The 26192-nt window shown below is 55.8% G+C and carries 27 protein-coding genes; 6 read left to right on the top strand and 21 right to left on the bottom strand.

The features are described 5' to 3' along the window. Positions 1 to 2 precede the first annotated feature (2 nt). Complete coding sequence (gene yfbR, locus ACUTSU_RS09450) at positions 3 to 602, top strand: 5'-deoxynucleotidase (protein ID WP_445650278.1); 600 nt, start codon at positions 3 to 5, stop codon at positions 600 to 602. A 30-nt stretch (positions 603 to 632) separates the two neighbouring features. On the opposite strand, the gene ACUTSU_RS09445 is transcribed toward yfbR, so the two are convergent. The 4 genes from ACUTSU_RS09445 to yfbV all read right to left on the bottom strand — a co-directional run bounded on the left by ACUTSU_RS09445 (position 633) and on the right by yfbV (position 4334). After that, positions 633 to 2465: an SLC13 family permease gene (locus ACUTSU_RS09445; RefSeq protein ID WP_445650277.1), complete on the bottom strand. Its 1833-nt coding sequence runs from the start codon at positions 2463 to 2465 to the stop codon at positions 633 to 635. 98 nt (positions 2466 to 2563) lie between these two features. After that, the gene (locus ACUTSU_RS09440; RefSeq protein WP_445650276.1) at positions 2564 to 3220 is read right to left on the bottom strand and encodes a sugar phosphatase; all 657 of its coding nucleotides are present in this window, start codon (positions 3218 to 3220) and stop codon (positions 2564 to 2566) included. A 16-nt stretch (positions 3221 to 3236) separates the two neighbouring features. Continuing rightward, on the bottom strand, positions 3237 to 3731 hold the full coding sequence (locus ACUTSU_RS09435) for a YfbU family protein (RefSeq protein ID WP_445654100.1): 495 nt from the start codon (positions 3729 to 3731) through the stop codon (positions 3237 to 3239). Between the two features lie 147 nt (positions 3732 to 3878). Further along, a complete protein-coding gene (gene yfbV / locus ACUTSU_RS09430; RefSeq protein WP_017893496.1) occupies positions 3879 to 4334 on the bottom strand; it encodes a terminus macrodomain insulation protein YfbV in 456 nt (151 codons plus the stop codon). Between the two features lie 354 nt (positions 4335 to 4688). Between yfbV and ackA the strand changes: the two genes are divergently transcribed. Both ackA and pta read left to right on the top strand, forming a co-directional pair. Further along, the gene (ackA, locus tag ACUTSU_RS09425; protein WP_445650275.1) at positions 4689 to 5891 is read left to right on the top strand and encodes an acetate kinase; all 1203 of its coding nucleotides are present in this window, start codon (positions 4689 to 4691) and stop codon (positions 5889 to 5891) included. A 74-nt stretch (positions 5892 to 5965) separates the two neighbouring features. Continuing rightward, positions 5966 to 8128: a phosphate acetyltransferase gene (gene pta, locus ACUTSU_RS09420; RefSeq protein WP_445650274.1), complete on the top strand. Its 2163-nt coding sequence runs from the start codon at positions 5966 to 5968 to the stop codon at positions 8126 to 8128. A gap of 66 nt (positions 8129 to 8194) precedes the next feature. Here the strand turns inward: pta and yfcD are convergent, their stop codons facing one another. Both yfcD and yfcE read right to left on the bottom strand, forming a co-directional pair. Further along, positions 8195 to 8752 (bottom strand): NUDIX hydrolase YfcD, encoded by a 558-nt coding sequence (gene yfcD / locus ACUTSU_RS09415; RefSeq protein ID WP_445650273.1) that lies wholly within the window; start codon positions 8750 to 8752, stop codon positions 8195 to 8197. An 87-nt stretch (positions 8753 to 8839) separates the two neighbouring features. Beyond that, positions 8840 to 9391 (bottom strand): phosphodiesterase, encoded by a 552-nt coding sequence (gene yfcE / locus ACUTSU_RS09410; RefSeq protein WP_445650272.1) that lies wholly within the window; start codon positions 9389 to 9391, stop codon positions 8840 to 8842. Between the two features lie 246 nt (positions 9392 to 9637). Between yfcE and yfcG the strand changes: the two genes are divergently transcribed. From yfcG to ACUTSU_RS09395, 3 genes are all read left to right on the top strand, one after another. Then, positions 9638 to 10267 carry a GSH-dependent disulfide bond oxidoreductase gene (gene yfcG / locus ACUTSU_RS09405; RefSeq protein ID WP_085117806.1) on the top strand — a complete coding sequence of 210 codons (630 nt, stop codon included), beginning with the start codon at positions 9638 to 9640 and terminating at the stop codon, positions 10265 to 10267. A 104-nt stretch (positions 10268 to 10371) separates the two neighbouring features. Continuing rightward, a complete protein-coding gene (gene folX, locus ACUTSU_RS09400; RefSeq protein ID WP_445654085.1) occupies positions 10372 to 10743 on the top strand; it encodes a dihydroneopterin triphosphate 2'-epimerase in 372 nt (123 codons plus the stop codon). Positions 10744 to 10770: 27 nt separating this feature from the next. Continuing rightward, a complete protein-coding gene (locus tag ACUTSU_RS09395; RefSeq protein ID WP_445650271.1) occupies positions 10771 to 11685 on the top strand; it encodes a TIGR01777 family oxidoreductase in 915 nt (304 codons plus the stop codon). 41 nt (positions 11686 to 11726) lie between these two features. Here ACUTSU_RS09395 and hisP read toward each other — a convergent pair whose 3' ends face one another. The 15 genes from hisP to ACUTSU_RS09320 form a co-directional block, all read right to left on the bottom strand. After that, complete coding sequence (hisP, locus tag ACUTSU_RS09390; protein ID WP_445650270.1) at positions 11727 to 12500, bottom strand: histidine ABC transporter ATP-binding protein HisP; 774 nt, start codon at positions 12498 to 12500, stop codon at positions 11727 to 11729. Between the two features lie 18 nt (positions 12501 to 12518). Beyond that, a complete protein-coding gene (locus ACUTSU_RS09385; protein ID WP_445654084.1) occupies positions 12519 to 13223 on the bottom strand; it encodes an ABC transporter permease in 705 nt (234 codons plus the stop codon). Beyond that, positions 13220 to 13906 carry a histidine ABC transporter permease HisQ gene (hisQ, locus tag ACUTSU_RS09380; protein WP_445650268.1) on the bottom strand — a complete coding sequence of 229 codons (687 nt, stop codon included), beginning with the start codon at positions 13904 to 13906 and terminating at the stop codon, positions 13220 to 13222. The genes ACUTSU_RS09385 and hisQ overlap by 4 nt, the downstream gene beginning before the upstream one ends. A gap of 85 nt (positions 13907 to 13991) precedes the next feature. Continuing rightward, a complete protein-coding gene (gene hisJ / locus ACUTSU_RS09375; RefSeq protein WP_445650267.1) occupies positions 13992 to 14774 on the bottom strand; it encodes a histidine ABC transporter substrate-binding protein HisJ in 783 nt (260 codons plus the stop codon). A 301-nt stretch (positions 14775 to 15075) separates the two neighbouring features. Continuing rightward, a complete protein-coding gene (locus ACUTSU_RS09370; RefSeq protein ID WP_445650266.1) occupies positions 15076 to 15648 on the bottom strand; it encodes a UbiX family flavin prenyltransferase in 573 nt (190 codons plus the stop codon). A gap of 130 nt (positions 15649 to 15778) precedes the next feature. Further along, positions 15779 to 17296, bottom strand: coding sequence for an amidophosphoribosyltransferase (purF, locus tag ACUTSU_RS09365; protein WP_012146042.1), 1518 nt, complete (start codon positions 17294 to 17296; stop codon positions 15779 to 15781). A 21-nt stretch (positions 17297 to 17317) separates the two neighbouring features. Next, positions 17318 to 17818 (bottom strand): colicin V production protein, encoded by a 501-nt coding sequence (gene cvpA, locus ACUTSU_RS09360; RefSeq protein ID WP_012146043.1) that lies wholly within the window; start codon positions 17816 to 17818, stop codon positions 17318 to 17320. Between the two features lie 357 nt (positions 17819 to 18175). Continuing rightward, a complete protein-coding gene (gene dedD / locus ACUTSU_RS09355) occupies positions 18176 to 18910 on the bottom strand; it encodes a cell division protein DedD (protein WP_445650265.1) in 735 nt (244 codons plus the stop codon). Next, positions 18911 to 20173, bottom strand: coding sequence for a bifunctional tetrahydrofolate synthase/dihydrofolate synthase (gene folC, locus ACUTSU_RS09350; protein WP_445650264.1), 1263 nt, complete (start codon positions 20171 to 20173; stop codon positions 18911 to 18913). Between the two features lie 152 nt (positions 20174 to 20325). Beyond that, entirely contained in the window at positions 20326 to 21234 is a 909-nt protein-coding gene (gene accD, locus ACUTSU_RS09345) for an acetyl-CoA carboxylase, carboxyltransferase subunit beta (protein ID WP_445650263.1), read from the bottom strand. A 230-nt stretch (positions 21235 to 21464) separates the two neighbouring features. Then, positions 21465 to 22127 carry a DedA family protein gene (locus tag ACUTSU_RS09340; protein WP_445650262.1) on the bottom strand — a complete coding sequence of 221 codons (663 nt, stop codon included), beginning with the start codon at positions 22125 to 22127 and terminating at the stop codon, positions 21465 to 21467. Between the two features lie 75 nt (positions 22128 to 22202). Further along, positions 22203 to 23024, bottom strand: a complete 822-nt coding sequence (truA, locus tag ACUTSU_RS09335) for a tRNA pseudouridine(38-40) synthase TruA (RefSeq protein ID WP_445650261.1) — start codon at positions 23022 to 23024, stop codon at positions 22203 to 22205. Further along, the gene (locus tag ACUTSU_RS09330) at positions 23024 to 24034 is read right to left on the bottom strand and encodes an aspartate-semialdehyde dehydrogenase (protein ID WP_445650260.1); all 1011 of its coding nucleotides are present in this window, start codon (positions 24032 to 24034) and stop codon (positions 23024 to 23026) included. The genes truA and ACUTSU_RS09330 overlap by 1 nt, the downstream gene beginning before the upstream one ends. A gap of 90 nt (positions 24035 to 24124) precedes the next feature. Beyond that, positions 24125 to 25246 carry a 4-phosphoerythronate dehydrogenase PdxB gene (gene pdxB / locus ACUTSU_RS09325; protein WP_445654083.1) on the bottom strand — a complete coding sequence of 374 codons (1122 nt, stop codon included), beginning with the start codon at positions 25244 to 25246 and terminating at the stop codon, positions 24125 to 24127. Between the two features lie 166 nt (positions 25247 to 25412). Next, entirely contained in the window at positions 25413 to 26186 is a 774-nt protein-coding gene (locus ACUTSU_RS09320; RefSeq protein WP_445654082.1) for an AraC family transcriptional regulator, read from the bottom strand. Between the last annotated feature and the right edge of the window lie 6 nt (positions 26187 to 26192).

The following is a 26192-nucleotide window of genomic DNA, read 5'->3' as shown; positions in this document are numbered from 1 at the left end:
CCATGAGCCAGAGCCACTTTTTTGCCCATCTGTCACGCTTGAAACTGATTAACCGCTGGCCGCTGATGCGCAATGTCCGCACCGAGAACGTTTCCGAGCACAGCCTGCAGGTGGCATTTGTTGCCCATGCGCTGGCGGTGATCAAAAACCGCAAGTTCAATGGCAACCTGAGCGCCGATCGCGTCGCCCTGCTGGCGATGTACCATGATGCCAGCGAAGTGATTACCGGCGACATGCCGACGCCCATCAAATACTACAATCCGCAGATCGCCCACGAGTACAAAAAGATCGAAAAGATCGCCCAGCAGAAGCTGCTGGATATGATCCCGCAAGAATTGCGCAACGATTTCCGTTCGATCCTCGATGAGCACTATTATACCGAAGACGAAAAATTGGTGGTGAAACAGGCCGATGCGCTGTGCGCCTACCTGAAATGTCTGGAGGAGCTGTCCGCCGGCAATAACGAATTCAAGCTGGCGAAAGCGCGGCTGGAAAAGACCCTGCAGCAGCGCAGCAGCCCTGAGATGGATTATTTCATGAAGGTGTTTATTCCTAGTTTCAGCCTGTCGCTGGATGAAATCAGCCTGGACTCTTCCCTATAATTTTCATGGCGCAGCACGCTGCGCCTTCAATCAAAACGCATATAGCCAGGGCACAATAATCACGCTGACCAACATCACCAACAGCGTGAACGGCACGCCGATACGCACGAAATCCCCGAACTTATAATTCCCCGGCCCCAAGACCAGCGTGTTCACAGGCGAAGAAACTGGCGTCATAAACGCCGCCGAAGCGGCGATGGCAATAATCATAGTGAAGGGATACGGTGAAACGCCCATTTCACGCGCAGCGGCAATGGCGATTGGTGCCATCAGTACGGCAGTGGCGGTATTGGAGATAAACAGGCCGATAGTGGCGCACAGCGCAAACAGGCACACCAGCATCACCCGCGGTCCGGCATCACCAGCGACGTCCATTAACCCACGCACGATCAAATCTACCCCACCGGTTTTTTGCAACGCCTGGGCAAACGGCATCATGCCGACAATCAAAATAATGCTCGGCCAGTGAATCGATTTGTAGGCGCTTTCCATGTCAATGCAGCGGAACTTGCCCATCAGCAGACAGGCAATCAGCGCAGCGATCGGGTTGGGGATTTCATCGGTCAGCATCATCGCCACCATCAGCGCCAGGCAGAACAAGGCGTGTGGCGCCTGGGTGATGGCCGGTGCCACTTCGTCAACTTCGGCCGGCAAATTGAGTACGATAAAATCATGGGTTTTGGCCTGCAACTGGCGGATCGCCTTCCAGTCACCGATCACCAACAGAATATCGCCCAACGCCAGGGGCTCATCCACCAACTTGCCTGCCAGGGTTTCGCCATTGCGGCGAATACCGACCACGTTCAAATCATAACGGCTACGGAAAGTGGAACCGCGCAGGCTTTTGCCCAACAACGTTGAATCGGGGATCAGCGAGACTTCCGCCATGCCGACGTTGCGCGACTGCTCAGAGAAATAATCGCCCCGCAGAACCATCGGCTCCAACTGCTGCTCGCTGCAGAACTCGCGCAAATCGACCTGGCTATCCGACATATCGAGCAGCAGCACATCCCCTTCTCGCAGTTCGGTGCTGCCGGACGCGCTGACCATCACCCGCCGGAAGCGCTTCCAGCGTTCAATCCCCACCACGTTGGCACCGTAACGGGCACGCAGATGCAACTCATCCAGCGAATGCCCTATCAGCGGCGAGCCGCTGCGCAGTGCCAGTCTACGGGCACGGCCGGTCAGCTTATAGTCGCGGATCAGATCGCGGAAGGTACGGCGCTGCCAGGTTTCACGCGTTTTATCACCGTCGTCATTGCCCAGCCAGCGCCGGGCCACCAGCATATAACCCACGCCCAGCACCAGCACCGCCAGGCCAACCGGCGTCACGGCAAAGAAGCCAAAGCCGCCAATACCCTCGCGCACCAGTTCACTGTTCACCACCATGTTCGGCGGCGTCGCCACCAGCGTCATCATGCCGCTAATTAAACCGGCAAAACTCAACGGCATCATCAACCTGCCGGGGGGGATTTTCATCCGCGCCGCCACGCTGATCACCACCGGAATAAAGATCGCCACCACGCCGGTCGAGCTCATAAAAGCCCCCAGGCCGGCCACGGTGACCATCAGCAACATCAGCATTCTGGTTTCGCTGCTGCCGGCCACCTTCACCAACCAGTCGCCCACCTGGTAAGCCACGCCGGTACGCACCAGCCCTTCACCAATCACGAACAGCGCGGCGATCAGGATCACGTTGGGATCGCTGAAGCCCACCGTGGCCTCCGACAGGGTCAGCGTGCCGCTCAGCACAAAGGCAATGATCACCAGCAGCGCCACTACGTCCATACGCAGTTTGTTGGTGGTGAACAACACGATGGCAATCAACAGTAAACTCAGCACCCACAGTAATTCGCTGTTCAAAACGGTCTCATCCGACAGAAATATCCAAGGGCTTAAAAATTAGCATAAAAAAACCCCGCCGATGCGGGGTCTAATCAATTAGGGTGAAGATAGGGCCGTTATGCCACCAGGCTAATCGTCGCGCCCTGCTCGGTTTTACTTACCGCAATCTGTTCAAGCGACGACAGTAACAGATCGACTTGATCCAGCTTGGGGGCATCGGCCGGTGCGTTGACCGCAATCACCTGACAGCCCGCAGCCAGGCCGGAAAGAATACCTGCGGCGGCGTCCTCCACCACCACACAATCATGTGGTGCCAACCCCAGGCGCTCGGCACCCAGCAAATAGGCATCCGGCTGTGGTTTGCCACGCTTCACCTGCTCGGCGGTAATGAACACCTCCGGCTGCGGCAAACCACCGGCGTTACGGCGGGCGCTGGCAACCGGGATCGACCCTGAGGTAACGATCGCCCATGGGATATCGAGGCGATTGAGGCAATCGAGCAAGGCAGCAGCCCCCGGTAATGCCGTGACGCCGTCGGTGTCCTGCGCTTCCACCTGCTCCAGCAGCAGAAATTCCTGCTGAATGGCCGCCTCACTTTCATCCGGCATAAAATGACGCAACGAGGTAATGGCCTGTTTACCGTGAATAAAATCCAGTACGTCCTGCGGATTAATGCCGCGGCGTTTGGCCCAGTTAATCCAGGCGCGCTCTACCGCCGGCAGCGAATCAACCAACGTCCCATCAAGATCGAACAGAAAACCCTTACACTCCACAGGAAACCTCTTTTAATCAGGCATTGATAATTTGCGCTATCTCTACGGCGCTCAGATGATACTGGCGTGGGCATGACAGCCAGATAGCCAGCATCCGCTGGTACTTTTCCCACATTTTTGTTTGGGCATTAAAGCCGTGGCTGCCGGAATCGAAATGAGTATAGCGTCCTTCCGTGGTCACCAGGAAACGCACATAGCTCAGATGACGCGCTTCAGTCGCGGTATCAAAACCGAGAAACGCCAGGCGGCGTGCCTCAATGCCCTGTTTTTCTTTCAGGTTATCCCAGGAAACTTGCAACGCATGGTGCATTTCCATCACGTTGATAATGGTGCGGCACACGTCTTCGCTCATTTCGCCAAAGTCGCGATCCAGCTCGCGCATTTGCAGACCAAAACCACGTTCGATAATAGTTTGCAGACGGCGATAACGCTCGGCGTTGTCCGGATCTAGCAGGGTCATCATCTTGTATTGGTTCGACAGGATCAGCCGTTGGGCATGGGTCATTTCCATCATAATTTCCTCGATAAATTGCTTATGGCGGAAGCATCGCACAGCGCAATATCGCAGGAAATCACAACTCGCCGGTTCTTTGATTTAGACCGGGGTTATTGGCCGGAACAGGTAACAAGGCCGCAATCAATGCGGCCATTTTTGAGGTTACAGGTCATCCAGGAAGGTTTTATCCAACTGCTTGAAGGCACGTTTCAGCAGATCCGCCAACGCCTGATAGGTCGGCGTGCCTTCTACCGGCGCGACCGCCTGCCCGGCTTCCGTCAGCTTGTTACGTACTTCGTGGAACCATTGCAGCAGCGTTGGCGGCAACGGGGTGACCGAGCGGCGGCCCAACCACCACAACCCCTGCATCGGCATGCTGCAGGCGAACAGTGCGGTGGCGATCGCCGGGCCTAACTGGCCGCCCATGGCTATCTGCCAGGTCAGGGTAAACACCGCCAACGGCGGCATAAAGCGGACGGCAAAACGGGTGGCACTCGCAACGCGATTCTCCGGAAAGACCGGAGCCAGACGTTTGTCTGACGGCCAGGTTTTCATATAATGCTGCCCACGCTGGAAGACCTGAAACCAGCTTACGGAACCGGACGGTTTGCTCGTCATCGCGTACCTCAACGTCACAAAGAAAATAAGGACACAGCCAACACAATACTAAAAAAGTTGAAGCTTTAAATTTATTTTGTGTTTGCCTCAGGCTATCGGTATCCTAAGCCGGCCTTTTGGCCGGTAGAAGATGACAAGAATTCTGTCAACTTTTAGCCCTATAAAAATCAAGATTATTTAAACCGCAGAGAAATCATCGGTTTTTTCATTGTCATGTGCTTTGTTCAATTCACATGATGTTAATCATAAATGTCAACAGCATTATGCGCTACGCTTGTTGTCTGATTGACGATTAATTCACCACGTGTTTTGGTCTTTCCTTTAACAACACGAACTATTTAAGTAGGTACTTCCATGTCGAGTAAGCTAGTACTGGTCCTGAACTGCGGCAGTTCTTCCCTGAAGTTCGCTATCATCGATGCTGTCAACGGTGAAGAACACCTCTCCGGCCTGGCCGAATGTTTCCACCTGCCTGAGGCTCGCCTCAAATGGAAGATGGACGGCGCCAAACACGAAGCGGCTCTGGGTGCCGGCGCTGCGCACAGCGAAGCACTGAACTACATTGTTAATACTATTCTGGCACAAAAGCCTGAGCTTTCTGCCCAGTTGACCGCTATCGGTCACCGCATTGTGCACGGCGGCGAGAAGTTTACCGCTTCTGCCGTGATCAACGACGAAGTTCTACAGGGTATCAAAGATTCGGTGCCATTTGCACCACTGCATAACCCGGCACACCTGATCGGTATCGCTGAGGCATTGAAATCCTTCCCTAAACTGGCGGATAAAAACGTTGCCGTGTTCGACACCGCATTCCACCAGACCATGCCGGAAGAATCCTACCTGTACGCCCTGCCGTACAGCCTGTACCGCGACCACAGCGTTCGTCGCTATGGCGCACACGGCACCAGCCACTTCTACGTAACTCAGGAAGCAGCCAAGGCCCTGAACAAGCCGGTTGAAGAAGTCAACCTGATCACCTGCCATCTGGGCAACGGCGGTTCCGTTACCGCAGTGCGCAACGGCAAATGCGTTGACACCTCCATGGGTCTGACCCCACTGGAAGGCCTGGTCATGGGCACCCGCAGCGGTGACATCGATCCGGCCATCATCTTCCACCTGCACGACTCCCTGGGCATGAGCGTTGATCAAATCAACAAAATGCTGACCAAAGAGTCTGGCCTGCTGGGCCTGACCGAAGTCACCAGCGACTGCCGTTATGTTGAAGACAACTACGAAAGCAAAGCCGACGCCAAGCGTGCGATGGATGTCTTCTGCCACCGCCTGGCCAAATACATCGGTGCCTACAGCGCACTGATGGACGGCCGTCTGGATGCGGTTGTCTTCACCGGCGGCATCGGTGAAAACGCCGGTATGGTGCGTGAGCTGACCCTGAAAAAGCTGGGCCTGCTGGGCTTCGAGATTGACCACGACCGCAACATGGCCGCTCGCTTCGGTAAATCCGGTGCCATCACCAAAGACGGTAGCCGTCTGGCGCTGGTTATCCCGACCAACGAAGAGTTGGTCATCGCGCAAGACGCATCCCGTCTGACCGCGTAACGCTCTCCGACACCGTCAGCCCAGGCTGACGGTGCTGTTTTAGCCTCATGTTAAATCGTGAAGAGGACTATTCTGTGTCACGTACAATTATGTTGATCCCCACTGGCACCAGCGTCGGTCTGACCAGCGTCAGCCTGGGTGTCATTCGCTCCATGGAGCAAAAAGGCGTTAGCCTGAGCGTATTCAAACCTATCGCACAGCCACGTACTGGCGGCGATTCGCTCGATCAGACCACCACCATCATCCGCAGCAGCAATTCCACCATCACGGCGGCCGAACCGCTGCGCATGAGCTACGTTGAGAGCCTGTTAAGCTCCAACCAGCAAGACGTGCTGATGGAAGAGATCGTGGCTCGCTACCACGAGAACACCAAAGACGCAGAAGTGGTGCTGATCGAAGGCCTGGTGCCGACCCGCAAGCATCAGTTCGCCAACGCGCTGAACTATGAAATCGCCAAAACGCTGAATGCAGAAATCGTCTTCGTGCTGGCGCTGGGCAACGATTCCCCAGCACAGTTGAAAGAGCGTATCGAGCTGGCGCGCAGCAGCTTCGGCGGCAGCAAAAACAAAAACATCACCGGCGTGATCATCAACAAACTGAACGCTCCGGTTGATGAGCAGGGCCGCACCCGTCCTGACCTGTCCGAAATCTTTGATGATTCCACCAAGGCCAGCGTGACCAACATTGACCCGGCGCAACTGTTTGCCAACAGCCCGTTGCCAGTACTGGGCTGCGTGCCGTGGAGCTTCGAGCTGATCGCCACCCGCGCTATCGACATGGCCCGTCACCTGAAGGCCTCTGTGGTCAATGAAGGCGACATCATGACCCGCCGCGTGAAGTCCGTGACCTTCTGTGCGCGCAGCATCCCGCACATGCTGGAACACTTCCGTCCAGGCTCACTGCTGGTAACTTCGGCAGACCGTCCTGACGTGCTGGTTTCTGCCTGTCTGGCAGCGATGAATGGCGTAGAGATCGGTGCCATCCTGCTGACCGGTGGCTACGCCATCGACGAACCTATCAGAAAGCTGTGTGAACGTGCCTTCCAGACCGGCCTGCCGGTATTTATGGTCGACACCAACACCTGGCAGACCTCGCTCAGCCTGCAAAGCTTCAACCTCGAAGTGCCGGCGGATGACCACCAGCGCATCGAAAAAGTGCAGAACTACGTGGCCAGCCACATCAACGCCGAGTGGATCGAGTCTCTGACCGCCACCTCCGAGCGTTCACGCCGTCTGTCTCCTCCAGCGTTCCGCTACGAGCTGACCGAACTGGCACGTAAAGCCGGCAAACGCATCGTGCTACCTGAAGGCGACGAACCACGTACCGTGAAAGCGGCGGCTATCTGTGCCGAACGTGGTATCGCAGAATGCGTGCTGCTGGGTAATCCGGAAGAGATCCAGCGCGTTGCTGCCGCTCAGGGCGTTGAACTGGGCAAAGGCATCGAGATTGTTGATCCGGTCGCCGTCCGCGAACAGTATGTGCCGCGTCTGGTTGAGCTGCGCAAGAGCAAAGGCATGACCGAAGTGGTTGCGCGCGAGCAACTGGAAGACAACGTAGTTCTCGGCACCCTGATGCTGGAGAAAGGCGAAGTTGACGGACTGGTTTCTGGCGCGGTTCACACCACCGCCAACACCATTCGTCCACCGCTGCAGCTGATCAAAACCGCACCGGGCAGCTCGCTGGTCTCCTCCGTGTTCTTCATGCTGCTGCCTGACCAGGTTCTGGTGTACGGCGACTGTGCAATCAACCCTGATCCAACCGCCGAGCAGTTGTCCGAGATCGCCATTCAGTCAGCCGACTCTGCCGCCGCCTTCGGTATCGAACCACGCGTAGCGATGATCTCCTACTCCACTGGTAACTCAGGTGCGGGCAGCGACGTTGAGAAAGTGCGTGAAGCAACCCGTCTGGCGCAGGAAAAACGTCCTGACCTGATCATCGACGGTCCGTTGCAGTATGACGCAGCGATCATGGCTGACGTAGCCAAATCCAAGGCACCTAACTCGCCGGTTGCTGGTCAGGCTACCGTGTTCATCTTCCCGGATCTGAACACCGGTAACACCACCTACAAAGCGGTACAGCGTTCTGCTGACCTGGTGTCCATCGGGCCAATGCTGCAAGGCATGCGCAAGCCGGTGAACGACCTGTCGCGTGGCGCACTGGTAGACGATATCGTTTACACCGTGGCGCTGACCGCCATTCAGTCTTCCCAGGCTGATGCAGCAGCAGCGAAAGCCTGATAACCTACGGGTCAATCAGATAAAAAAAGCCGGTCATTTGACCGGCTTTTTATTTTTGAAAACACATCAGGCATTTTCATCGCTATCGCGTAGCGGTTTGCCATAAGCCTGCTCGTTGTTGCGCGTCAGCCACAGCGACAGCGCTTTTAGCGAATCCGGCGTGAATTCGTCGCAGCGTGCGGTGATCTCTTCCGGCGTCAGCCAGCTCACCTCAACCACTTCTTCTTCCTGCAACGCAAACGGGCCGTGTGATACGCAGCTGAACAATGCACCCCACACCCGGCATTGATCTTCTTCGAAGTAGAACAGGCCATGTTCGGCGAAAGGCACGCCGGCAATGCCCAGCTCCTCTTCCGCTTCGCGACGGGCGGAATCCAGCACGTTCTCCCCGCTCTGCACCACCCCACCCGCAGTGGCGTCAAGCCAGCCCGGATAAAAGTCTTTAATGTCGGTGCGACGCTGCACCAGAATTTTTCCCATTCCATCATGTACCACAATATAGGTAGCACGATGACGCAGCCGTTGGGCACGCATCTGTTGGCGACTGGATTGAGCAATCACTTCGTTTTGCTCGTTGACGATATCAACCCACTCGGTAACTGCAGCCTGATCCTGTTCCGCCATCCTCAAAACCTTCTATTTTGGCGCGATGCATCCCGCGCACTGGTTAATCAATGAGTGTTTTTCAAAGATTTTTATTGTGTGTATAAATTAGTGCGTTAACGCCACCTCTGCAACAGCCTTGCCGCCGTGCAAAGTGACCACACTTAAAACGTCGTCCTCCAGTATGCCATAGCTGGCAGGAAAGCCCCCTTTCGGAATGCTGACCGAGCCTGGATTAAAGCAGTAAATATCCCCCTGCCGTTCCGCCTGCGGCAAATGGCTGTGTCCATAGACCAGCACATCTCCGGCAGATAACGGCGGCAGTGCCGAGGGATGATAAAGGTGACCGTGGGTTAAAAACAATCGTCTTTTTTGTAATAGCACCTGCTGCCAGGACGCGGTGATAGGAAAGGACAGTAGCATCTGATCGACTTCACTGTCGCAGTTGCCGCGAACGGCGATGATCTTGTCGCTATAGCGATTCAATCGCTCGGCAACCTGCGCCGGCTGATAGCCCACCGGCAGTGTATTGCGCGGCCCGTGATTCAGTAAATCACCCAGCAGAATCAGCCAGTCGGCACCGCTTTGTTCAAAACACGCCAACAGGCTTTCGGTGGCGGGAAGCGAACCATGTATATCCGAGGCAAATATCAGCTTCATAACCTTGTCCTGATAAGCAAACAGGCCCTATTTTAGCGCGCCATCGCTGCGCGACAACCCACAGATGTGCCTGCAGAAAATTGTAATGCATCTTATGGCGATAGCATCGGACGAATCTCACATAGCCTGCTATTCTTAGCTGCTATTGTTGGTACCCTTTAGAAAGATCTCTGATATACCTTTGTGCGCGGCGAAGACCGCAACAACGTGTAATGACTTACAGCTCACCTTACCGCAGGAGGCAACATGATTGACCTGTATTACGCGCCTACTCCCAATGGTCACAAAATTACCTTGTTTCTGGAGGAGGTTGGCTTACCCTACCGTATCCACCGCGTAAATATCAGCGCCGGCGATCAGTTCAAGCCGGATTTTCTGAGCATTTCACCCAACAACAAAATTCCGGCCATCGTCGACCAGCAGCCGGTGGATGGCGGTGCGCCAATCAGCCTGTTCGAGTCCGGCGAAATTCTGCTGTACCTGGCGGAGAAAACCGGCAAGCTGCTGAGCAAAGGGCTACGCGAGCGAGCGACCACGTTACAGTGGCTGTTCTGGCAGGTGGCGGGTTTTGGGCCGATGCTGGGGCAAAACCACCACTTCAACCACTACGCGCCGCAGCCGGTGCCCTACGCCATCGAGCGTTATCACCTGGAAACCAAGCGTTTGTATGCAGTGCTGGAAGCCGAGCTGCAAAAACACCCTTATCTGGGCGGTGACAACTACAGCATTGCCGATATCGCCACTTATCCCTGGGTCGTGTCACACCCGCGTCAACGCATCGATCTGGCGGACTATCCAGCGGTACGCAACTGGTTCGAACGCATCAGCAACCGCCCGGCAACCGAGCGCGCCTACAAGCTGGCTGAGCAGGGTTAATTTTCCGACTCCCCGGCCTCCGGGGAGTTTTCCCCGGCTCGTTATCATTTCCCTACTTTCCGTGTATTCTGAGCACCAATAATCAGACCAGTGGAGATTCTCTGATGTCACTCAGCCAACCCGACGCTATTATTCGTATAAAAAATCTGCGGTTGCGTACATTCATCGGTATCAAGGAAGAAGAAATCAACAACCGTCAGGACATCCTGATTAACGTGGTGATCCACTACCCGGCGGATAAGGCTCGCGACAGTGAAAACATCGACGACGCACTCAACTACCGCACCATCACCAAGGCCATCATTCGTCACGTGGAAGATAACCGCTTCGCCCTGCTGGAAAAATTAACTCAGGATGTGCTCGATATCGTGAAACAACACGCCTGGGTAACCTATGCTGAAGTGGAGATAGATAAACTATTGGCCCTGCGCTACGCCGACTCGGTTTCGATGACCATGAGCTATCGTCGGGCCTGAAAACCACAGTTTCAGGGAGAATCGACCATGCGGATCCTGATCACCGGCGCCACAGGATTGATAGGGAGCAGCCTGACGCAACGGCTGCTGGGCCTTTCTCATCAAATTACGGTGCTGAGCCGCAACGTGCAACGCGCACGTGAGCGCTTTGGCGAGCAGGTCAGCTATTGGTCGACGCTGCAGGACAAGCCCTCGCTGGACGGTTTTGACGCCGTAATCAACCTGGCCGGTGAGCCTATCGCCGACAAGCGCTGGAGCAAAACACAGAAAGAACGCCTGTGCCACAGCCGCTGGGATCTGACCGAACAGCTGGCCAAGCTGATTAACGCCGGCAGCACCCCGCCCGGCGTGCTGATTTCCGGTTCCGCAACCGGCTATTATGGCGATCAGGGCCAAGCGGTAGTCACCGAAGACGAAGTCCCGCATGACGAGTTCACCCATCAGCTATGCCAACGCTGGGAGTCTCTGGCTTTGCAAGCGCAAAGCGAGGCTACCCGCGTCTGTCTGCTTCGTACCGGCGTGGTGCTGGCGGCCAAAGGCGGCGCGTTGACTAAAATGTTACCGCCATTCCGCCTTGGGTTGGGTGGGCCGATAGGTGACGGCCGCCAATATCTGCCGTGGATCCACCTGGAAGACATGGTTGATGGCATCGTCTATTTACTGGATCACCAAACCCTGCAGGGGCCATTTAATATGGTAGCCCCCTATCCGGTTCACAACGAACAGTTTGCCGCTCAACTCGCCAACGTGCTCGACCGACCTGCGTTTTTACGCGTGCCGGCCTTTGCCATGCGTTTATTGATGGGGGAAGCGGCGGTATTGGTGCTGAGTGGACAGCGAGCGGTACCGAAAAGGCTGGAAGAAGCCGGTTTTAGCTTCCGCTTTTTGGAGTTGGAGCAGGCATTAGATGATGTGATTAATCAGCGGGGCACACCCCGCTGAAGAGCCTCTTGGGGCCAGAAAGATCTGGCCCCAACGGCCCGTTATTTTAACGAGCCGGAGAGGAACTGCTGCAGGCGAGGACTTTTCGGATTGCCGAACAGCTCAGCCGGTGGCCCCTGCTCTTCGATCAGCCCTTTGTGCAGGAAGATCACGTGGCTGGAAACATGACGTGCAAACTCCATTTCGTGCGTCACCACCACCATGGTTTTACCTTCTTCCGCCAGCTTCTGCATAATGCGCAGCACTTCGCCCACCAGTTCCGGATCCAGTGCCGACGTCGGTTCATCAAACAGTAATACCTCCGGCTCCATCGCCAACGCCCGTGCGATAGACACGCGCTGTTGCTGGCCGCCGGACAGGTGCACCGGGTATTTACCACGGGCACGCTCGTCAATCCCCACCTTGTCCAGGTAACGCACCGCGCGCTCGCGCGCCTCGGTCTTGCTCAGCCCCAATACCTGCACCGGTGCCTCCATCACGTTCTCCAGCACCGTCATGTGGCTCCACAGGTTAAAATGCTGGAACACCATGGTCAGGCGAGTGCGCAGCAACTGCAGTTGTTTCTTATCAAAAACCTTGAGCTGGCCGTCCTTGTCGCGCACCATGCGGATATCTTCATTGTTCAGGCTGATGGCGCCTTCACTTGGTTTCTCCAGGAAGTTAATGCAGCGTAAAAAGGTACTTTTACCGGAGCCGGAGGACCCGATGATGCTAATCACATCCCCTGCGTTGGCCGCCAGCGAGACGCCCTTCAGCACTTCGTGTTCGCCATAGCGTTTATGCAGTTCGGTGACGGCTAATTTATTCTCAGACATAATAGGTTCCCGTCATTATCAGTGATTAACGTGTGCCATCCAGCGCTTTTCCGCCTTGCGGAACAGGCTGATTAATCCGTAAGAAATGATCAGATACAGCACCGCTGCAATGCCAAAGGCATAGAACGGCTGGTAGGTCTCTGCATTGATATCTCGCGCTATCTTCAGCAGGTCCGGCACGGTAGCGGTAAACGCCAGCGCGGTCGAGTGCAGCATCAGGATCACTTCATTGCTGTAGGCCGGCAGCGCGGTGCGCAGTGCTGAAGGTAAAATGATACAGCGGTACATTTTGAAACGTGAAAAACCGTAAGCATTGGCCGCTTCGATTTCACCGTGCGACACCGAGCGTATCGCCCCGGCGAAGATCTCGGTGGTATAGGCACAAGTGTTCAGCGTTAGCGCCAAAATAGTGCAATTGAGCCCGCTGCGGAAGAAGGCGTTGAGGAAGTCCGTCCCACGCACGATTTCCAGGCTGTACATACCGGAGTAAAACACCAGCAACTGCACATAAAGTGGCGTGCCACGGAATATATAGGTGTAGAGCCAAACCGGGAAACGCACCCAGGTGATGGAGGAAACGCGCGCCACCGCCATCGGGATCGCCAGCACCCCCCCCATCACCACCGAGGAAATCAGCAACCACAGAGTGACGGCGACCCCGGTAAAACGATAGCCGTCGCTCCACAGCAGCGATTGCCAGTACTGTTGTAAAATTTCGATCATAGCTCGGCCCTCCGGACGCCCAGGGAATAACGCCGTTCAAGCCACAGCAGCACACCATTGGAAACGGTAGTAAAAATCAGATAAACCACACCGGCCACGATCGCAAAGAAGAACGGCTGATAGGTGCCCTTACCGGCCAATTGAGTGGCTTTCACCACGTCATTGAGGCCCAGAATAGACACCAGCGCCGTGGCCTTCAGGATCACCTGCCAGTTGTTGCCAATGCCCGGCAGGGCAAAGCGCATCATCGCTGGGAACAAAATGCGGCGGAAAATCTGTGAACCGGTGAAGCCGTAGGCCGTTGCCGCTTCGATCTGCCCTTTCGACACGGCCATATAGGCACCGCGAAAGGTTTCCGTGAAATAGGCACCATAAATAAACCCGAGGGTGATAATCCCCGCGCTGAGCGGATCAATATCGATTTGCGCGAAACCAAGCAGTTCGGTGAGGTTGTTGAGCGCAATTTGCAAGCCGTAGAAAATCAGCAGCATCAGCACCAGATCGGGCACGCCACGGATCAGCGTGGTATAAGCGCCAAACACGGTAGAAAGCAGACGGTTTTGGGAAAGCTTGCCGCCGGCACCGATCAAACCGATGACCAGCGCCAGCAGTACGGAACTGAGGGCAAGCTCCAGCGTCACCAGAGCCCCCTCTAATATCAATTGGGAATAGCCTTGCAGCATTTACTTCACCCTGTCGTCATTGGATCCCGAACCATCGGGGCCGGTGGGCTAGCCCCGTAGTCACAACATGGAACGGTATGCGGTATTAACCGCCGTAGACGTCAAAGTCGAAGTATTTCTTCGCGTACTTGTCGTAAGTGCCGTCTTTGCGCATTTCAGCAAAGGCTTTATCCAGCGCCGCCTTCAGCTCGGTATCGGTTTTGCGCAAGCCCATGCCGGTCCCCACGCCGAAGAATTTGTCATCCTTCACCGATTCACCGGCAAAAGCATAATCCTTGCCTGGAGGCTGTTTCAGGAAGCCATCGCTGCCTGCCACTTCGTCCTGGAAGGCGGCATCGATACGGCCGGATGCCAGATCGGCGTACACCAGATCCTGGTTCTGATAAGGAACCACGGTGATGCCCTTAGGCTGCCACATGGCGTTGGCATAGGCCTCCTGGGTGGTGCCCTGCAGCACGCCGACGCTCTTGCCTTTCAGCGCATCTACGGTAGGTAGCAGCTTGGAACCTTTCGGCGCGATCAGACGGGCGTTGGCAGCATACAGCTTGTCAGTGAAGGCAATTTCCTGCTGGCGTTTTTCGGTGATCGACAAAGAAGAGATGATGGCGTCAATTTTCTTCGCTTTCAGGGACGGGATCAGCGCGTCAAAATCGCTTTCCACAAAGGTACATTTGGTATTTATGCGTTCGCACAGCTCTTTGGCCAGATCGATATCAAAACCGACCAACTCGCCCTTGGCATTTTTGGATTCAAAGGGTGCATAGGTCGGATCGGTGCCGATCTTCAGCGTTGATGGTACTGCGGCAAATGCGCTGCTTGCCGCGCTTAAAGCCAAGACTAAAGGAAGAACCAAAACCTGCTTTTTCATAATTCACCCTCAAATTGATTTTTTGATGCCACTGCGGGCATTACTTTTCCACCAAATCAATTTGCAGTAATCGTGCCACATTTGTTGCTGTAGGCGGAGGGAACGGCTCCGGCCTTCACAAAACTGTTTCCTGGGACGATAACCGCAAAATTAAATCGGCCAGTGTTGGCCGCGCCACGGGCAATGGATAAATACCAGCGCCTTGAAACAGTGAGCGTGATGAAGTGAGATCATTATGGTGCATGCGCCGCCCTAATTCAGTGCGGTGTTGCACAAATGTGCTAAATTGGGGAGAAATTTGTTAATTGGCACCTTGCCAGCGGGTAAATAAATCTTGCGGTAATTCAATGTCAAACTGATCGACCACCCGGTTTACCGTTTGATCGATGATGTCTTCTACGCTGGCAGGACGATGATAAAACGCCGGTACTGGCGGCATAATCACCGCGCCCATTTCCGCCGCCTGAGTCATCAGACGCAAATGGCCAAGATGTAACGGGGTTTCGCGTACGCACAGCACCAGCCGGCGGCGTTCTTTTAACACCACGTCGGCGGCACGCGTCAGCAGACCGTCGCTGTAGCTATTGGCAATGCCAGATAAGGTTTTGATTGAACAAGGCAAAATCACCATGCCGGCCGTTTTGAACGAGCCGGAAGAAATACTGGCGCCAATATCGCGCGAGTCATGCACCACATCAGCCAGCGCCTGCACTTCACGCAGGCTGAGATCGGTTTCCAGCGACAGCGTCTGCCGCGCCGCATTACTCATCACCAAATGGGTTTCCACCTCTGCGACGTCACGCAATACCTGCAACAGGCGCACGCCATAGATTGCGCCACTGGCGCCGGAAATACCGATGATGAGTCGTTTCATAAACTGGCCCCTGCCGAGGAAAAAATAGGATCAGGCAGACTTTGCCGCAATGGGGCTACATAAGCAAGTCAGGGAGGGATAATGCACCGCAGCAAACGCCGCGGTGCACTGTTTTGGTCAAGGGGGAAACTTAACCTTCGTTGTGCATTTCCAGATTTTCCGCTTCGGTCTGACCACGTATTTCTTTGGCGTCGTCATTGCGCAGCGATTCCAGATACTCGAGGTAGCTCTGGTCGACGTCTTTGGTGACGTAGATACCGTTGAATACCGAGCATTCGAACTGGGTAATGTCCGGGTTCTCTTCGCGTACCGCTTCAATCAGATCGTCCAGGTCCTGGAAGATCAGGCCGTCGGCACCGATGATCTGGCGAATTTCATCCACTTCACGGCCGTGGGCAATCAGTTCGTTGGCACTCGGCATGTCGATGCCGTAAACGTTAGGGAAGCGGATTTCCGGCGCTGCGGAAGCCAGATAAACTCGTTTCGCCCCGGCGTCACGCGCCATCTCCACGATCTGTTCCGAAGTGGTGCCGCGTACGATGGAATCATCCACCAACAGCACATTCTTGTCGCGGAATTCGGCACGGTTGGCGTTCAGCTTACGGCGCACCGACTTACGGCGCGCCTGCTGGCCCGGCATAATAAAGGTACGGCCGACATAGCGGTTTTTCACAAAACCCTGACGATATGGCTTATCCAGGATACGCGCGATTTCCAAGGCGATATCACAGGACGTTTCCGGGATTGGGATCACCACGTCGATGTCCAAATCTTCCCATTCGCGGGCAATCTTCTCACCCAACTTCTGCCCCATACGCACGCGTGCGCTGTAGACCGAAATCTTGTCCATAAAGGAGTCCGGACGAGCGAAATAGACGTATTCGAACAGACACGGGTTGGTTTTCGGGTTCTCTGCACACTGGCGAGTGAACAGTTGACCCTTCTCAGTGATATACACCGCTTCGCCCGGTGCCACATCACGCAAGAACTCGAAGCCCAGCGTATCGAGTGCGACACTCTCGGAAGCCACCATATATTCATTGCGGCCATCTTCAAGCTGACGCTTGCCGATCACCAGCGGGCGGATACCGTTAGGGTCACGGAATGCCAGCAGACCATGGCCGATGATCATCGCCACGCAGGCGTAAGCACCACGTAGTTGCTGATGCATGGCGGCAACGGCGGTGAAAATGTTGTCGGATTCCAGCGGATAATGTTGGAAACGGTCCAGCTCACTGGCCAGTACGTTCAGCAGGATCTCGGAATCGGAGGTGGTGTTGATATGGCGGCGGCCGCTTTCAAACAGCTTTTGGCGCAGCTCATGGGCGTTGGTCAGGTTGCCGTTGTGGGCCAGCGTCAGGCCGAACGGCGAGTTTACATAGAAGGGTTGAGCCTCTGAGGCACTGGAGCTGCCAGCCGTTGGGTAGCGCACATGGCCAATACCCATGTTGCCCTGCAAGCGCTGCATATGGCGTGCCTCAAACACATCCTTCACCAGACCGTTTGCCTTACGCAGACGGAACCCATTGTGGGCATCTATGGTGACGATGCCTGCGGCATCCTGGCCACGGTGCTGAAGCACCATCAACGCATCATAAATCGACTGGTTTACCGGCATAAAACCGGCGATACCGACAATACCGCACATGTTGTCTTTTCCTCATCAGCGCTACCGCCCCGGTAAATGGGTCGGCAAGAAACTCGACGTGCTCTGCAGGTAGTCAAAGAACCACCTGATGATGTAACTGAACTGGGGGATCAGCTGCGACTGTTTCCAGTCGGTACTTTGTGAGAAACCGGTAAAGGTATCCAGGAAAAACAGTATCGCCGAAACGATCAACACGCCGCGCAGTGCGCCAAAACAGACGCCCAGCACCCGGTCAGTGCCCGATAACCCGGTTTTCTCTACCAGTGAGCTAATCACATAGTTAACAATAGCGCCTACGATCAGGGTCGCGATAAACAAGATGGCAATCGCGATGCCGTTTCGCACCAGTTCATCTTCAAAACGAGTGAAGTAGACTGCAAGGTAAGAGTAGAAATGGCTGGCAACAAAAAACGCACATCCCCATGTCACAAGTGACAATGCTTCGCGAACAAACCCTCGGATCAGGCTCACCAGAGCCGAAAACCCAATCACCGCTATAATGACGTAATCAATCCAGACCATGAACTATTCCAATGATGAATCGCCCCTGCCTACCCTTCATCCTTCAAGCCGCATCGGCGTTGGCTGCCTTTACTCACACCCGTCACTTGGTGAACCAAGCTCCTGGCGATTCGTTCAGTTGCCGCCTTGATGCAACTTGAATTCTCTTGGGTATATCCAATTCGCGGCGAATTCTAACAGAAAACGTAAACGTTTGCGTAGGGGTTTTCCTGCCCCGCTACAAATAAAAAACGGCGATAACAAAATTCCCAATCGCCGCGCCTACATAGGCCATTTCAACTACGAAAGGCACATTATTTTTAATGATTATATCGGCATGTACCGATTATGAGGCACAGCATACTGCGCCCTATAATCTTAACGTACGCCGTACGGCTTCACCTGACCGCTCAAACCACTGATCGAATTCAACGCGGACAGCGAAGACTGCAGCTTCTGTTTTGAGGCATCCGGGCCGACGTAGATCCGGGTGATCTGGCCCTGTACCGGCGTTGATGGCACGGTAAAGGCACGGTAGCCGGACAGCCTGAGCGATGCCACCACCTCGTTCACCTTGGCGGCGTTTTTCAGCGCACCAAGCTGCACCACATAAGCCTGCCCTGCCGGCGCTTTCTCTTCCGCCGGTTTCTGCACGGGTGCAGGCTCAGGCTTGGGTACTGGCGTTGGCTCAGGCCTCACCACCGGTTTCGGTTGCGGTACCTGTTTTGGCTTCGCTTCCACCGGTTTGGTTTCTACCGGTTTAGGCTTCACCTGCGGCTGCGGCGTCGGTTGTGGACGGGTTTCGACCGGCGGCGTAACCAATGTCGGCTGCTGCGTCGGTTGGCGAGCTGCCTGCTGCGTTGCTGCCTCATTGGCCGCCTGCTGCTCAACCAGTGCCCCCGCCCCTTCCGGCGGCTGCGCCGGTAGCGGTTGGCTTACCGGTGGCACCACGTCGTTTTCTTCCACATCACCGGCCTTCGGCACCAATGGGATGGCGGCGAACTCGTCCTCATAATGTTTCTTTTTACCGTCCAGCAGTCCTGGCAGGATAATCACCCCCAGCGCGACCAAAATCACGGTACCGACCAATCGGTTTTGAAATTTACTTGCCACTCACACTCCCCGCTCGTCTAACGCCGCCATAACCTGTGCAACGGTGTGGAACGATCCACAGACGATCACAATATCCTGAATATCTGCGTCCTGCATAGCCTGACGCCAGGCAGTTTCGACATCGGCAAACTGCCGCGGTTCCGTCAAATATTGCGCCAAAAGTTCGCCGCTGGCCCCGCGCGGCCCGTCCAGCGGCGCGCAATACCACTCATCGACCTGCTCACTCAGACAGGCCAGGGTGCCGGCGATGTCTTTATCCGACAACATTCCCACCACCGCACGCACCTTGCCGCCATTGCACGGTAAGGTCGCCAGACGCCCGGCCAGGTAACCTGCCGCGTGGGGATTATGCGCCACGTCGAGGATTAACATCGGATCGCGTCGCACAATCTGGAAACGTCCAGGCAATGTCGCCTGCTGCAAGCCGGTGAAGATGGCCCGCTCATCAATTTCCAACGCAGAAAAATGCAGTGCCGCCAGTGCCGTCGCCGCATTGGCTAACGGCACGTTGGGCATCGGCAAATCGGTCAGTAAGGTGCCGCCGCCTTGCCACTGCCAGCGTTCGCCCTGTTCGCTGAAGGTCCAGGCATCGCCACGGCGATACAGTTGGGCACCCAGGGTTTCCGCTACCTGCCCAATGGTGGCCGGCATATCCGGTTCACCCACCACCGCCGGTCTGCCGCTACGGAAGATCCCGGCCTTTTCACGGCCAATGCTTTCGCGATCGTTGCCCAGCCAGTCGGTATGATCCAACGCGATGCTGGTCACTACCGCCACGCTCGGATCGACGATATTGGTCGCATCCAGGCGGCCGCCGAGCCCGACTTCCAGGATCACCACGTCAAGCTTAGCCTGTTTGAACAGTTGCAGCGCCGACAGGGTGCCGAATTCGAAGTAAGTCAGTGAAGTTTCACCCCGGCCCGCTTCAATGGCGGCGAACGAGCGGCAGTGTTCTGCCTCGCTCAGTTCATCGCCCTGAATGCGTACCCGCTCGGTGTAACGTACCAGATGTGGAGAGCTGTAGACGCCAACGCGCAAACCGGCCGCCATCAGGATGGTTTCCAGGGTGCGACAGGTGGTGCCTTTGCCATTGGTACCGGCTACGGTAAATACCGTCGGTGCAGGAGTGAGTAAATCAAGATGCGCCGCAACACGCTGTACACGTTCCAGGCCGAGTTCGATCGCCTGGCTGTGCAGACGTTCCAGATAGAAAAGCCACGAGCTCAATGGCGACGTGGCTTGGGGAATTTGGTGGTTTTGCATGAGTCCCGTCACTGAACTTGGGTTCATTAATCCATCAGGGCACCACCCTCACCGCGGTAAAGGCGATGCTCTCCGTTTTCAGCCGTCATTTAGCCACAAAATGGCGGCTGAACCCCGCGCCGATGGATACCGGCGCGGGGAACTTATTGCTCTCAGGCGTCGGTCTGATTTTCCTGCTCGGACACCGGCGCGGCTTCATCGAAATGCGGCTGCGGCTGGTTGGTCAGCTTGGAAAGGATACTCGCCAGGGTCTGACGCATTTCCGGACGGCGTACGATCATGTCGATTGCGCCTTTTTCAATCAGGAACTCACTGCGCTGGAAGCCCGGCGGCAGCTTTTCACGCACCGTCTGCTCGATAACGCGTGGGCCAGCAAAGCCGATCAGCGCTTTCGGCTCGGCGATATTGATATCACCCAGCATCGCCAGACTGGCGGAAACGCCACCCATGGTCGGGTCGGTCAGTACCGAAATGTACGGCAGACCACGCTCCTGCAGTTTCGCCAGTGCGGCACTGGTTTTCGCCATCTGCATCAGCGACATCAGCGCTTCCTGCATACGGGCACCGCCACTGGCTGAGAAACACACCAGCGGACAGTTGTCTTCCAGCGCCTGCTCAACCGCACGCACAAAGCGCGCACCGACCACGGACGACATGGAACCGCCGATAAAGGCAAATTCGAACGAAGCGGCGACAATCGGCATGCCGTACAGCGTGCCTTTCATCACTACCAGCGCGTCTTTTTCACCGGTCGCTTTCTGTGCGGCTACCAGGCGGTCTTTATACTTTTTGGAATCCTTGAACTTCAGAACGTCTTTCGGTTCCAGTTCGCTGCCCAGCTCCACTTCACTGCCTTCATCCAGTAGGGTATGCAGACGCATACGCGCAGTCATGCGCATGTGGTGGTCGCATTTCGGGCACACTTCCAGATTACGCTCCAGCTCGGCGCGGTAGAGAACCTGACCGCAGCTATCGCATTTAGTCCACACCCCTTCAGGAATACTCGCCTTACGGGTTTGGGTGATATTGCTCTTGTTAAGAATTCGTTCAATCCAGCTCATCGATGACCTTTCTGTTTGAACCTGGCAGACGCCAGTCCGCTGTTCATGCTTTAACAATCCCCCCGAGAACACCAATGAAAAAATGCCTGGACAAAACGCGGCATGCGCGCGAGCAAGGCACAGGTTTCAAGGTTGTTAACAGGAACAGACCATAAATGTCGCTCATTAAACCATATCGGCCCGACTCTGTGGACAAAAAACTGGTCGAACCGACAGGTTAAGCGATGTTTTTACTGTTTTTGCTGGCGGGCAGCCGCACGCTTATGGCGCCAAATTTCAATGACACCCGGCAGAATTGAAACAATGATGATACCCACGATCAACAGTTTCAGGTTTTCCTGCACGACCGGCAGATCGCCGAAGAGGTAGCCAGCATAAGTGAAGAGCAGCACCCAAACCAGTGCACCAATCACGTTGTAGGCGGCAAAATGGCGATAGGACATATGCCCCATACCTGCAACGAACGGCGCAAAAGTACGCACGATTGGCACAAATCGCGCCAGAATAATCGTTTTCCCGCCGTGTTTTTCATAAAACTGGTGGGTCTTATCCAGGTAGCTGCGGCGGAAAATTTTCGAATTCGGGTTACTGAACAACTTTTCCCCGAACAGCCGGCCAATGGTGTAGTTCACCGCATCGCCGAGTATTGCCGCGCCTATCATCAACGCGACCATGGCATGTACATTCAGATCGTTGGTCGGCAATGCCGCCAGAGCACCGGCCACAAACAACAGAGAATCGCCCGGCAGGAAAGGTGTCACCACCAGCCCGGTTTCGCAAAACAGGATCAGGAACAAAATGGCGTACACCCACATACCGTATTGCGCCACCAGTTCTGCCAGATGCACGTCAATATGCAGAATAAAATCAATTACAAACTTGATGATGTCCATAGGTTCTCTCTTTTACCGGGTGTCTCACCCACCCGGTAGGTACACAAGGGAACAACGCGTCAGGCGCGCCGGCGTTTAATCGTCGGGTAAAAACAGTGGCCCCATTGCCGGCCGGGGTAGGGCAAAGTGCTCAGGGTAATCGACGCTAACCAGGTATAACCCGTCGGCCCGCGCCGTCGCCGCAGCCAGATTACGATCCTTCAGTGCCAGTAACTCGGCCATCCAGTTCTCATCCTGATTGCCGCAGCCAATTTCCATCAGGCTACCGACAATATTGCGAACCATATGATGTACAAAGGCATTCGCCTTGATATCTACCACAATATACTCACCGTAGCGCGTAACTTTAACGTGTTTTACGTTACGCCACGGCGTACGCGACTGGCATTGCACGGCGCGGAACGAAGTAAAGTCGTTCTCGCCCAGCAGCGCCTGCGCCGCCCTTTCCATCCGTTCGGCATCCAGCGGGTGATAAAAATGGGTCATCCCCTGCTGTAATACCGCCGGGCGGTAGCGATGGTTATAAATAATGTAGCGGTAACGACGCGCAGTCGCGCTGAAACGCGCATGAAAATCTTCATGCACGCCAGTCACCCAACGCACGGCGATATCCGGCGGCAGGTGGGTGTTAACGCCCATCGTCCAGGCCGCGTCCTTGCGTTGCGCGGTAGTTTCGAAATGCACAACCTGACCGGTAGCATGCACCCCGGCGTCGGTACGTCCGGCGCACAACACGCTGATCGGTGCATCCGCTACCTTGCTCAACGCCTTTTCCAGACAGGCCTGCACGCTGGCAACCTCCTGCTGACGCTGCCAGCCGTAATACTGGCTGCCGTCATATTCAATCCCCAGCGCGATTTTCAACGTCGGCTGGGTGGGTAAGGCAACTTCAGACATCAGTACATCTGCTCCTGCACCAGACGTTCTGCAGTTTCGATCGCCATCAGCGCGCCACCGAAACGCACATTGTCGGCCACCGACCAGAACTGCAGGATTTCCGGAATGCCATAGTCATTACGCAAACAGCCGACGCTCAACGCATCGCTGCCAGACGCTTCCGTCACCTGGGTCGGGTAGTCGTCTTCTTCACTCAGTTGGATATCATCCACCTGTTCCAGCTCGCTGCGCGCTTCTTCCGCAGACATCGGGCGCAACGCTTCCAGGTGAACTACCTGCGCATGGCCGTAGAACACCGGCGACTGGACACAGCTCACGGAAATCGGCAGCCCTTCGTCCTGCAGCACTTTACGTACCTGATCGACAATCAAACGCTCTTCACGCACGCTGCCCTGTTCGTCGACCAGCAACGGCAACAGGTTGAACGCCAACTGCTTGGCGAAAACGCCCGCTTCAGCCGGAATGCCGTTCAGCAGGCGCGCACTTTGGCCAGCCAAATCGTCAACCGCCACTTTGCCGCGTGCCGATACCGACATCAGGGTGGTGACGTGCAGACGGGAAAGCCCGGCCTGTTCGGTCAGCGGTTTGATTGCGGTCAGCAGTTGGCTGACCATGCTATCGGCCACGGCAACGATATTGCGGTTACGGTAATCCGCCAGCACCTGTGGGTTCACCCCAGGGACCACCAACGGCACGTCCGGCTCCAGCGCAAACAGGCCGCTGGTGTCAATCACCAGGCAGCCCATGTTGCCGGCTTCTTCCGCGTAACGAGCCGAGGCTTCGGTACCGGCGACGAAGAAAGCCAACTGCGCCTGTGACCAGTCAAATTCTTCCGCGTTTTGCACCAGTACCGATTTGCCGTTGAAGCGCACCGTGGCACCGGCGCTGCGTTCACTTGCCAATGGATAGAGTTCGCCCACCGGGAACTGGCGTTCCTGTAATAATTCCAGCAACGCTTCACCTACCGCGCCAGTGGCACCAAGCAGAGCGATATTCCAGCCGTCAGACATTGGGTTTCTCCAGAGTATTTATTCAAATGCAGATGGGCGGCTACTGCACCGCCCTGATAACAAAATTAGTCGTTGTGGCTTAAGAAAGCCTTATGCCGTCAGGAAACCCAGCTTGTGCAGCAGCTCCGCACTGGCGCTGTCATCGCACTGGACGCGTAATGAAGACCATTCGCGGCGTTCCTGGTAATACTTGCGCAGACGATCAAATTCGCCCGGTTGCCCGGCCACTTTGCGCAGCGGCGCATCATCGCGGCGCACATCATACACCAAGTGCATCAATCGTTTTAATTTGCCTTCGTCCAGCGGCCCATTGAGTTGGACCTGGCTGAATTCAGGCACCGGCAACAGCGAGGCCAGCTCGATCTGTTGCGGCTGGCCCAAGTGGCGGCTGAAGGCTTCAAACACCTGAGTGGTGCCACGTGCCTTGCCTTCCAGCGTGTAACCGGCAATATGCGCGGTGCCAATATCCACCCGTGCCAGCAACGGCAGCGAAAGCTCCGGTTCCGGCTCCCACACGTCCAGCACGGTACTCAGTTTTTTGCCTTTCTCCAATGCCTGCAACAGCGCAGCATTGTCCACCACTGCACCGCGACAGGCGTTGATCAGAATGCGATTGTCCGGCAACGCCGAAAGCAATTCTGCGTCCACCAGATGCAGCGAGTTATAAGGGCCGGATTTATTCAATGGCGTATGGAAAGTGAGCACGTCGGCTTCTGCCACCAGCTTTTCCAACGGCCAAAACTCACCAGCATCACCGCGTTCAGCGCGCGGCGGATCGCATAGCAAGGTACGGACGCCCAAGGCTTTCAGGCGGGCATCCAGGCGTGAACCTACGTTGCCGACGCCGATAATACCGACGGTTTTATCCCGCAGTTGGAAACCATCGCGTTCGGCCAGCAGCATCAGCGCGGAGAACACATATTCCACTACCGCAATGGCGTTGCAGCCCGGTGCCGCAGAAAAACCGATGCCCTGCTGTTGCAGCCAAACGTCGTCTACGTGGTCGGTACCGGCGGTCGCGGTGCCGACAAAACCAATGCGGGTACCGGCCAGCAAGGCCTCGTTCACTTTAGTCACCGAACGCACCATCAGCACATCGGCATCGGCCAGCGAATCACTCGGGATCGGGCGGCCAGGTACCGCCTGCACATTCCCCAAACGACTGAACAAATCAGTCGCGTACGGCATATTTTCATCAACCAGGATTTTCACTTATTGCTCCGACGGTTTACGGCTATTTATACCCAAAATAATTGGCGCTGCATCAAGGCGGTAAGAGCAGGAGTCCCCAGGAGCTTAGACTGGGGTGAGTGCTCGCAGCCAACACAGAGGCGGCGTCAAGTATGAAGAGTTATCTGGGAAATAGTGTGCCACTGAATCAGGCCCGGCGAAAGCGCTCGGGGGTGGTACCGGCGATTTGCTGGAACATGACAATAAACGCCGAGGCCGAGCTGTACCCTACCTCCAGCGCCACCTCCTGCACGGTTTTGCCCTGTTCCAGCAGGGACACGGCATGTAGGAAACGCAAACGCTGGCGCCATTCGCTAAATGACATGCCCAGATCCTGCTGGCAACGGCGCGACAGCGTACGTTCGGTGGTATACACCCGGGCAGCCCAGTTGGCGAGCGACGTATTGTCCGAAGGACAGTGTTCCAGCGCCTCCAGCACCGGTGCCAGGAATTTGTCTTCGGATGACGGCAGGTAGGTTTGTTGAACCGGCGACAGATGCAGTTGGTCGATCAGCGCCCGGCACAGGCGCAAGTCCTGTTTACTCTGTGGGATATATTGTTTGCGTGCGTAAAAATCTTCGGCAATGGCGCGGAAAATGGGCGTCACGCTGACCAGACAGGGATCGACCGGCATCCCGGCGCACAGCGGCAACGCAATATCGACCATGCGGCACTGCGCCAAGCGCTGGTTATAACAAGAGTGTTCAATTTCCGCCGGCGCCCACAGCACAAATTCCGGCGGTGCCAGAAAACGTTGACCGCCGATGCGCAGCACCATAACACCGGCCTTGACCCACATCAGTTGCCCCCAACTGTGCCGGTGCGGCTGGAACTCCGTACGGGCGTTGAATTCCTCGCAGCGGAACTGCACCGGACATGGTGCCGGGATCAGTGATTCGGGGTAATGACGAATTTCTGGCATGGTTTC

The organism is Serratia sp. NA_13 (assembly GCF_052691735.1).
This window is presented reverse-complemented; position numbering and strand designations above follow the sequence as displayed.

Bases quoted from the DNA above. Each gene is read 5' to 3' on its own strand.
- yfbR (WP_445650278.1), top strand. From the start codon at position 3: ATGAGCCAGAGCCACTTTTTTGCCCATCTGTCACGCTTGAAACTGATT.
- ACUTSU_RS09435 (WP_445654100.1), bottom strand. From the start codon at position 3,731: ATGGAAATGACCCATGCCCAACGGCTGATCCTGTCGAACCAATACAAG.
- yfbV (WP_017893496.1), bottom strand. From the start codon at position 4,334: ATGACGAGCAAACCGTCCGGTTCCGTAAGCTGGTTTCAGGTCTTCCAG.
- ackA (WP_445650275.1), top strand. From the start codon at position 4,689: ATGTCGAGTAAGCTAGTACTGGTCCTGAACTGCGGCAGTTCTTCCCTG.
- yfcD (WP_445650273.1), bottom strand. From the start codon at position 8,752: ATGGCGGAACAGGATCAGGCTGCAGTTACCGAGTGGGTTGATATCGTC.
- yfcE (WP_445650272.1), bottom strand. From the start codon at position 9,391: ATGAAGCTGATATTTGCCTCGGATATACATGGTTCGCTTCCCGCCACC.
- yfcG (WP_085117806.1), top strand. From the start codon at position 9,638: ATGATTGACCTGTATTACGCGCCTACTCCCAATGGTCACAAAATTACC.
- folX (WP_445654085.1), top strand. From the start codon at position 10,372: ATGTCACTCAGCCAACCCGACGCTATTATTCGTATAAAAAATCTGCGG.
- ACUTSU_RS09395 (WP_445650271.1), top strand. From the start codon at position 10,771: ATGCGGATCCTGATCACCGGCGCCACAGGATTGATAGGGAGCAGCCTG.
- hisP (WP_445650270.1), bottom strand. From the start codon at position 12,500: ATGTCTGAGAATAAATTAGCCGTCACCGAACTGCATAAACGCTATGGC.
- ACUTSU_RS09385 (WP_445654084.1), bottom strand. From the start codon at position 13,223: ATGATCGAAATTTTACAACAGTACTGGCAATCGCTGCTGTGGAGCGAC.
- hisQ (WP_445650268.1), bottom strand. From the start codon at position 13,906: ATGCTGCAAGGCTATTCCCAATTGATATTAGAGGGGGCTCTGGTGACG.
- hisJ (WP_445650267.1), bottom strand. From the start codon at position 14,774: ATGAAAAAGCAGGTTTTGGTTCTTCCTTTAGTCTTGGCTTTAAGCGCG.
- ACUTSU_RS09370 (WP_445650266.1), bottom strand. From the start codon at position 15,648: ATGAAACGACTCATCATCGGTATTTCCGGCGCCAGTGGCGCAATCTAT.
- purF (WP_012146042.1), bottom strand. From the start codon at position 17,296: ATGTGCGGTATTGTCGGTATCGCCGGTTTTATGCCGGTAAACCAGTCG.
- cvpA (WP_012146043.1), bottom strand. From the start codon at position 17,818: ATGGTCTGGATTGATTACGTCATTATAGCGGTGATTGGGTTTTCGGCT.
- folC (WP_445650264.1), bottom strand. From the start codon at position 20,173: ATGCAAAACCACCAAATTCCCCAAGCCACGTCGCCATTGAGCTCGTGG.
- accD (WP_445650263.1), bottom strand. From the start codon at position 21,234: ATGAGCTGGATTGAACGAATTCTTAACAAGAGCAATATCACCCAAACC.
- ACUTSU_RS09340 (WP_445650262.1), bottom strand. From the start codon at position 22,127: ATGGACATCATCAAGTTTGTAATTGATTTTATTCTGCATATTGACGTG.
- truA (WP_445650261.1), bottom strand. From the start codon at position 23,024: ATGTCTGAAGTTGCCTTACCCACCCAGCCGACGTTGAAAATCGCGCTG.
- ACUTSU_RS09330 (WP_445650260.1), bottom strand. From the start codon at position 24,034: ATGTCTGACGGCTGGAATATCGCTCTGCTTGGTGCCACTGGCGCGGTA.
- ACUTSU_RS09320 (WP_445654082.1), bottom strand. From the start codon at position 26,186: ATGCCAGAAATTCGTCATTACCCCGAATCACTGATCCCGGCACCATGT.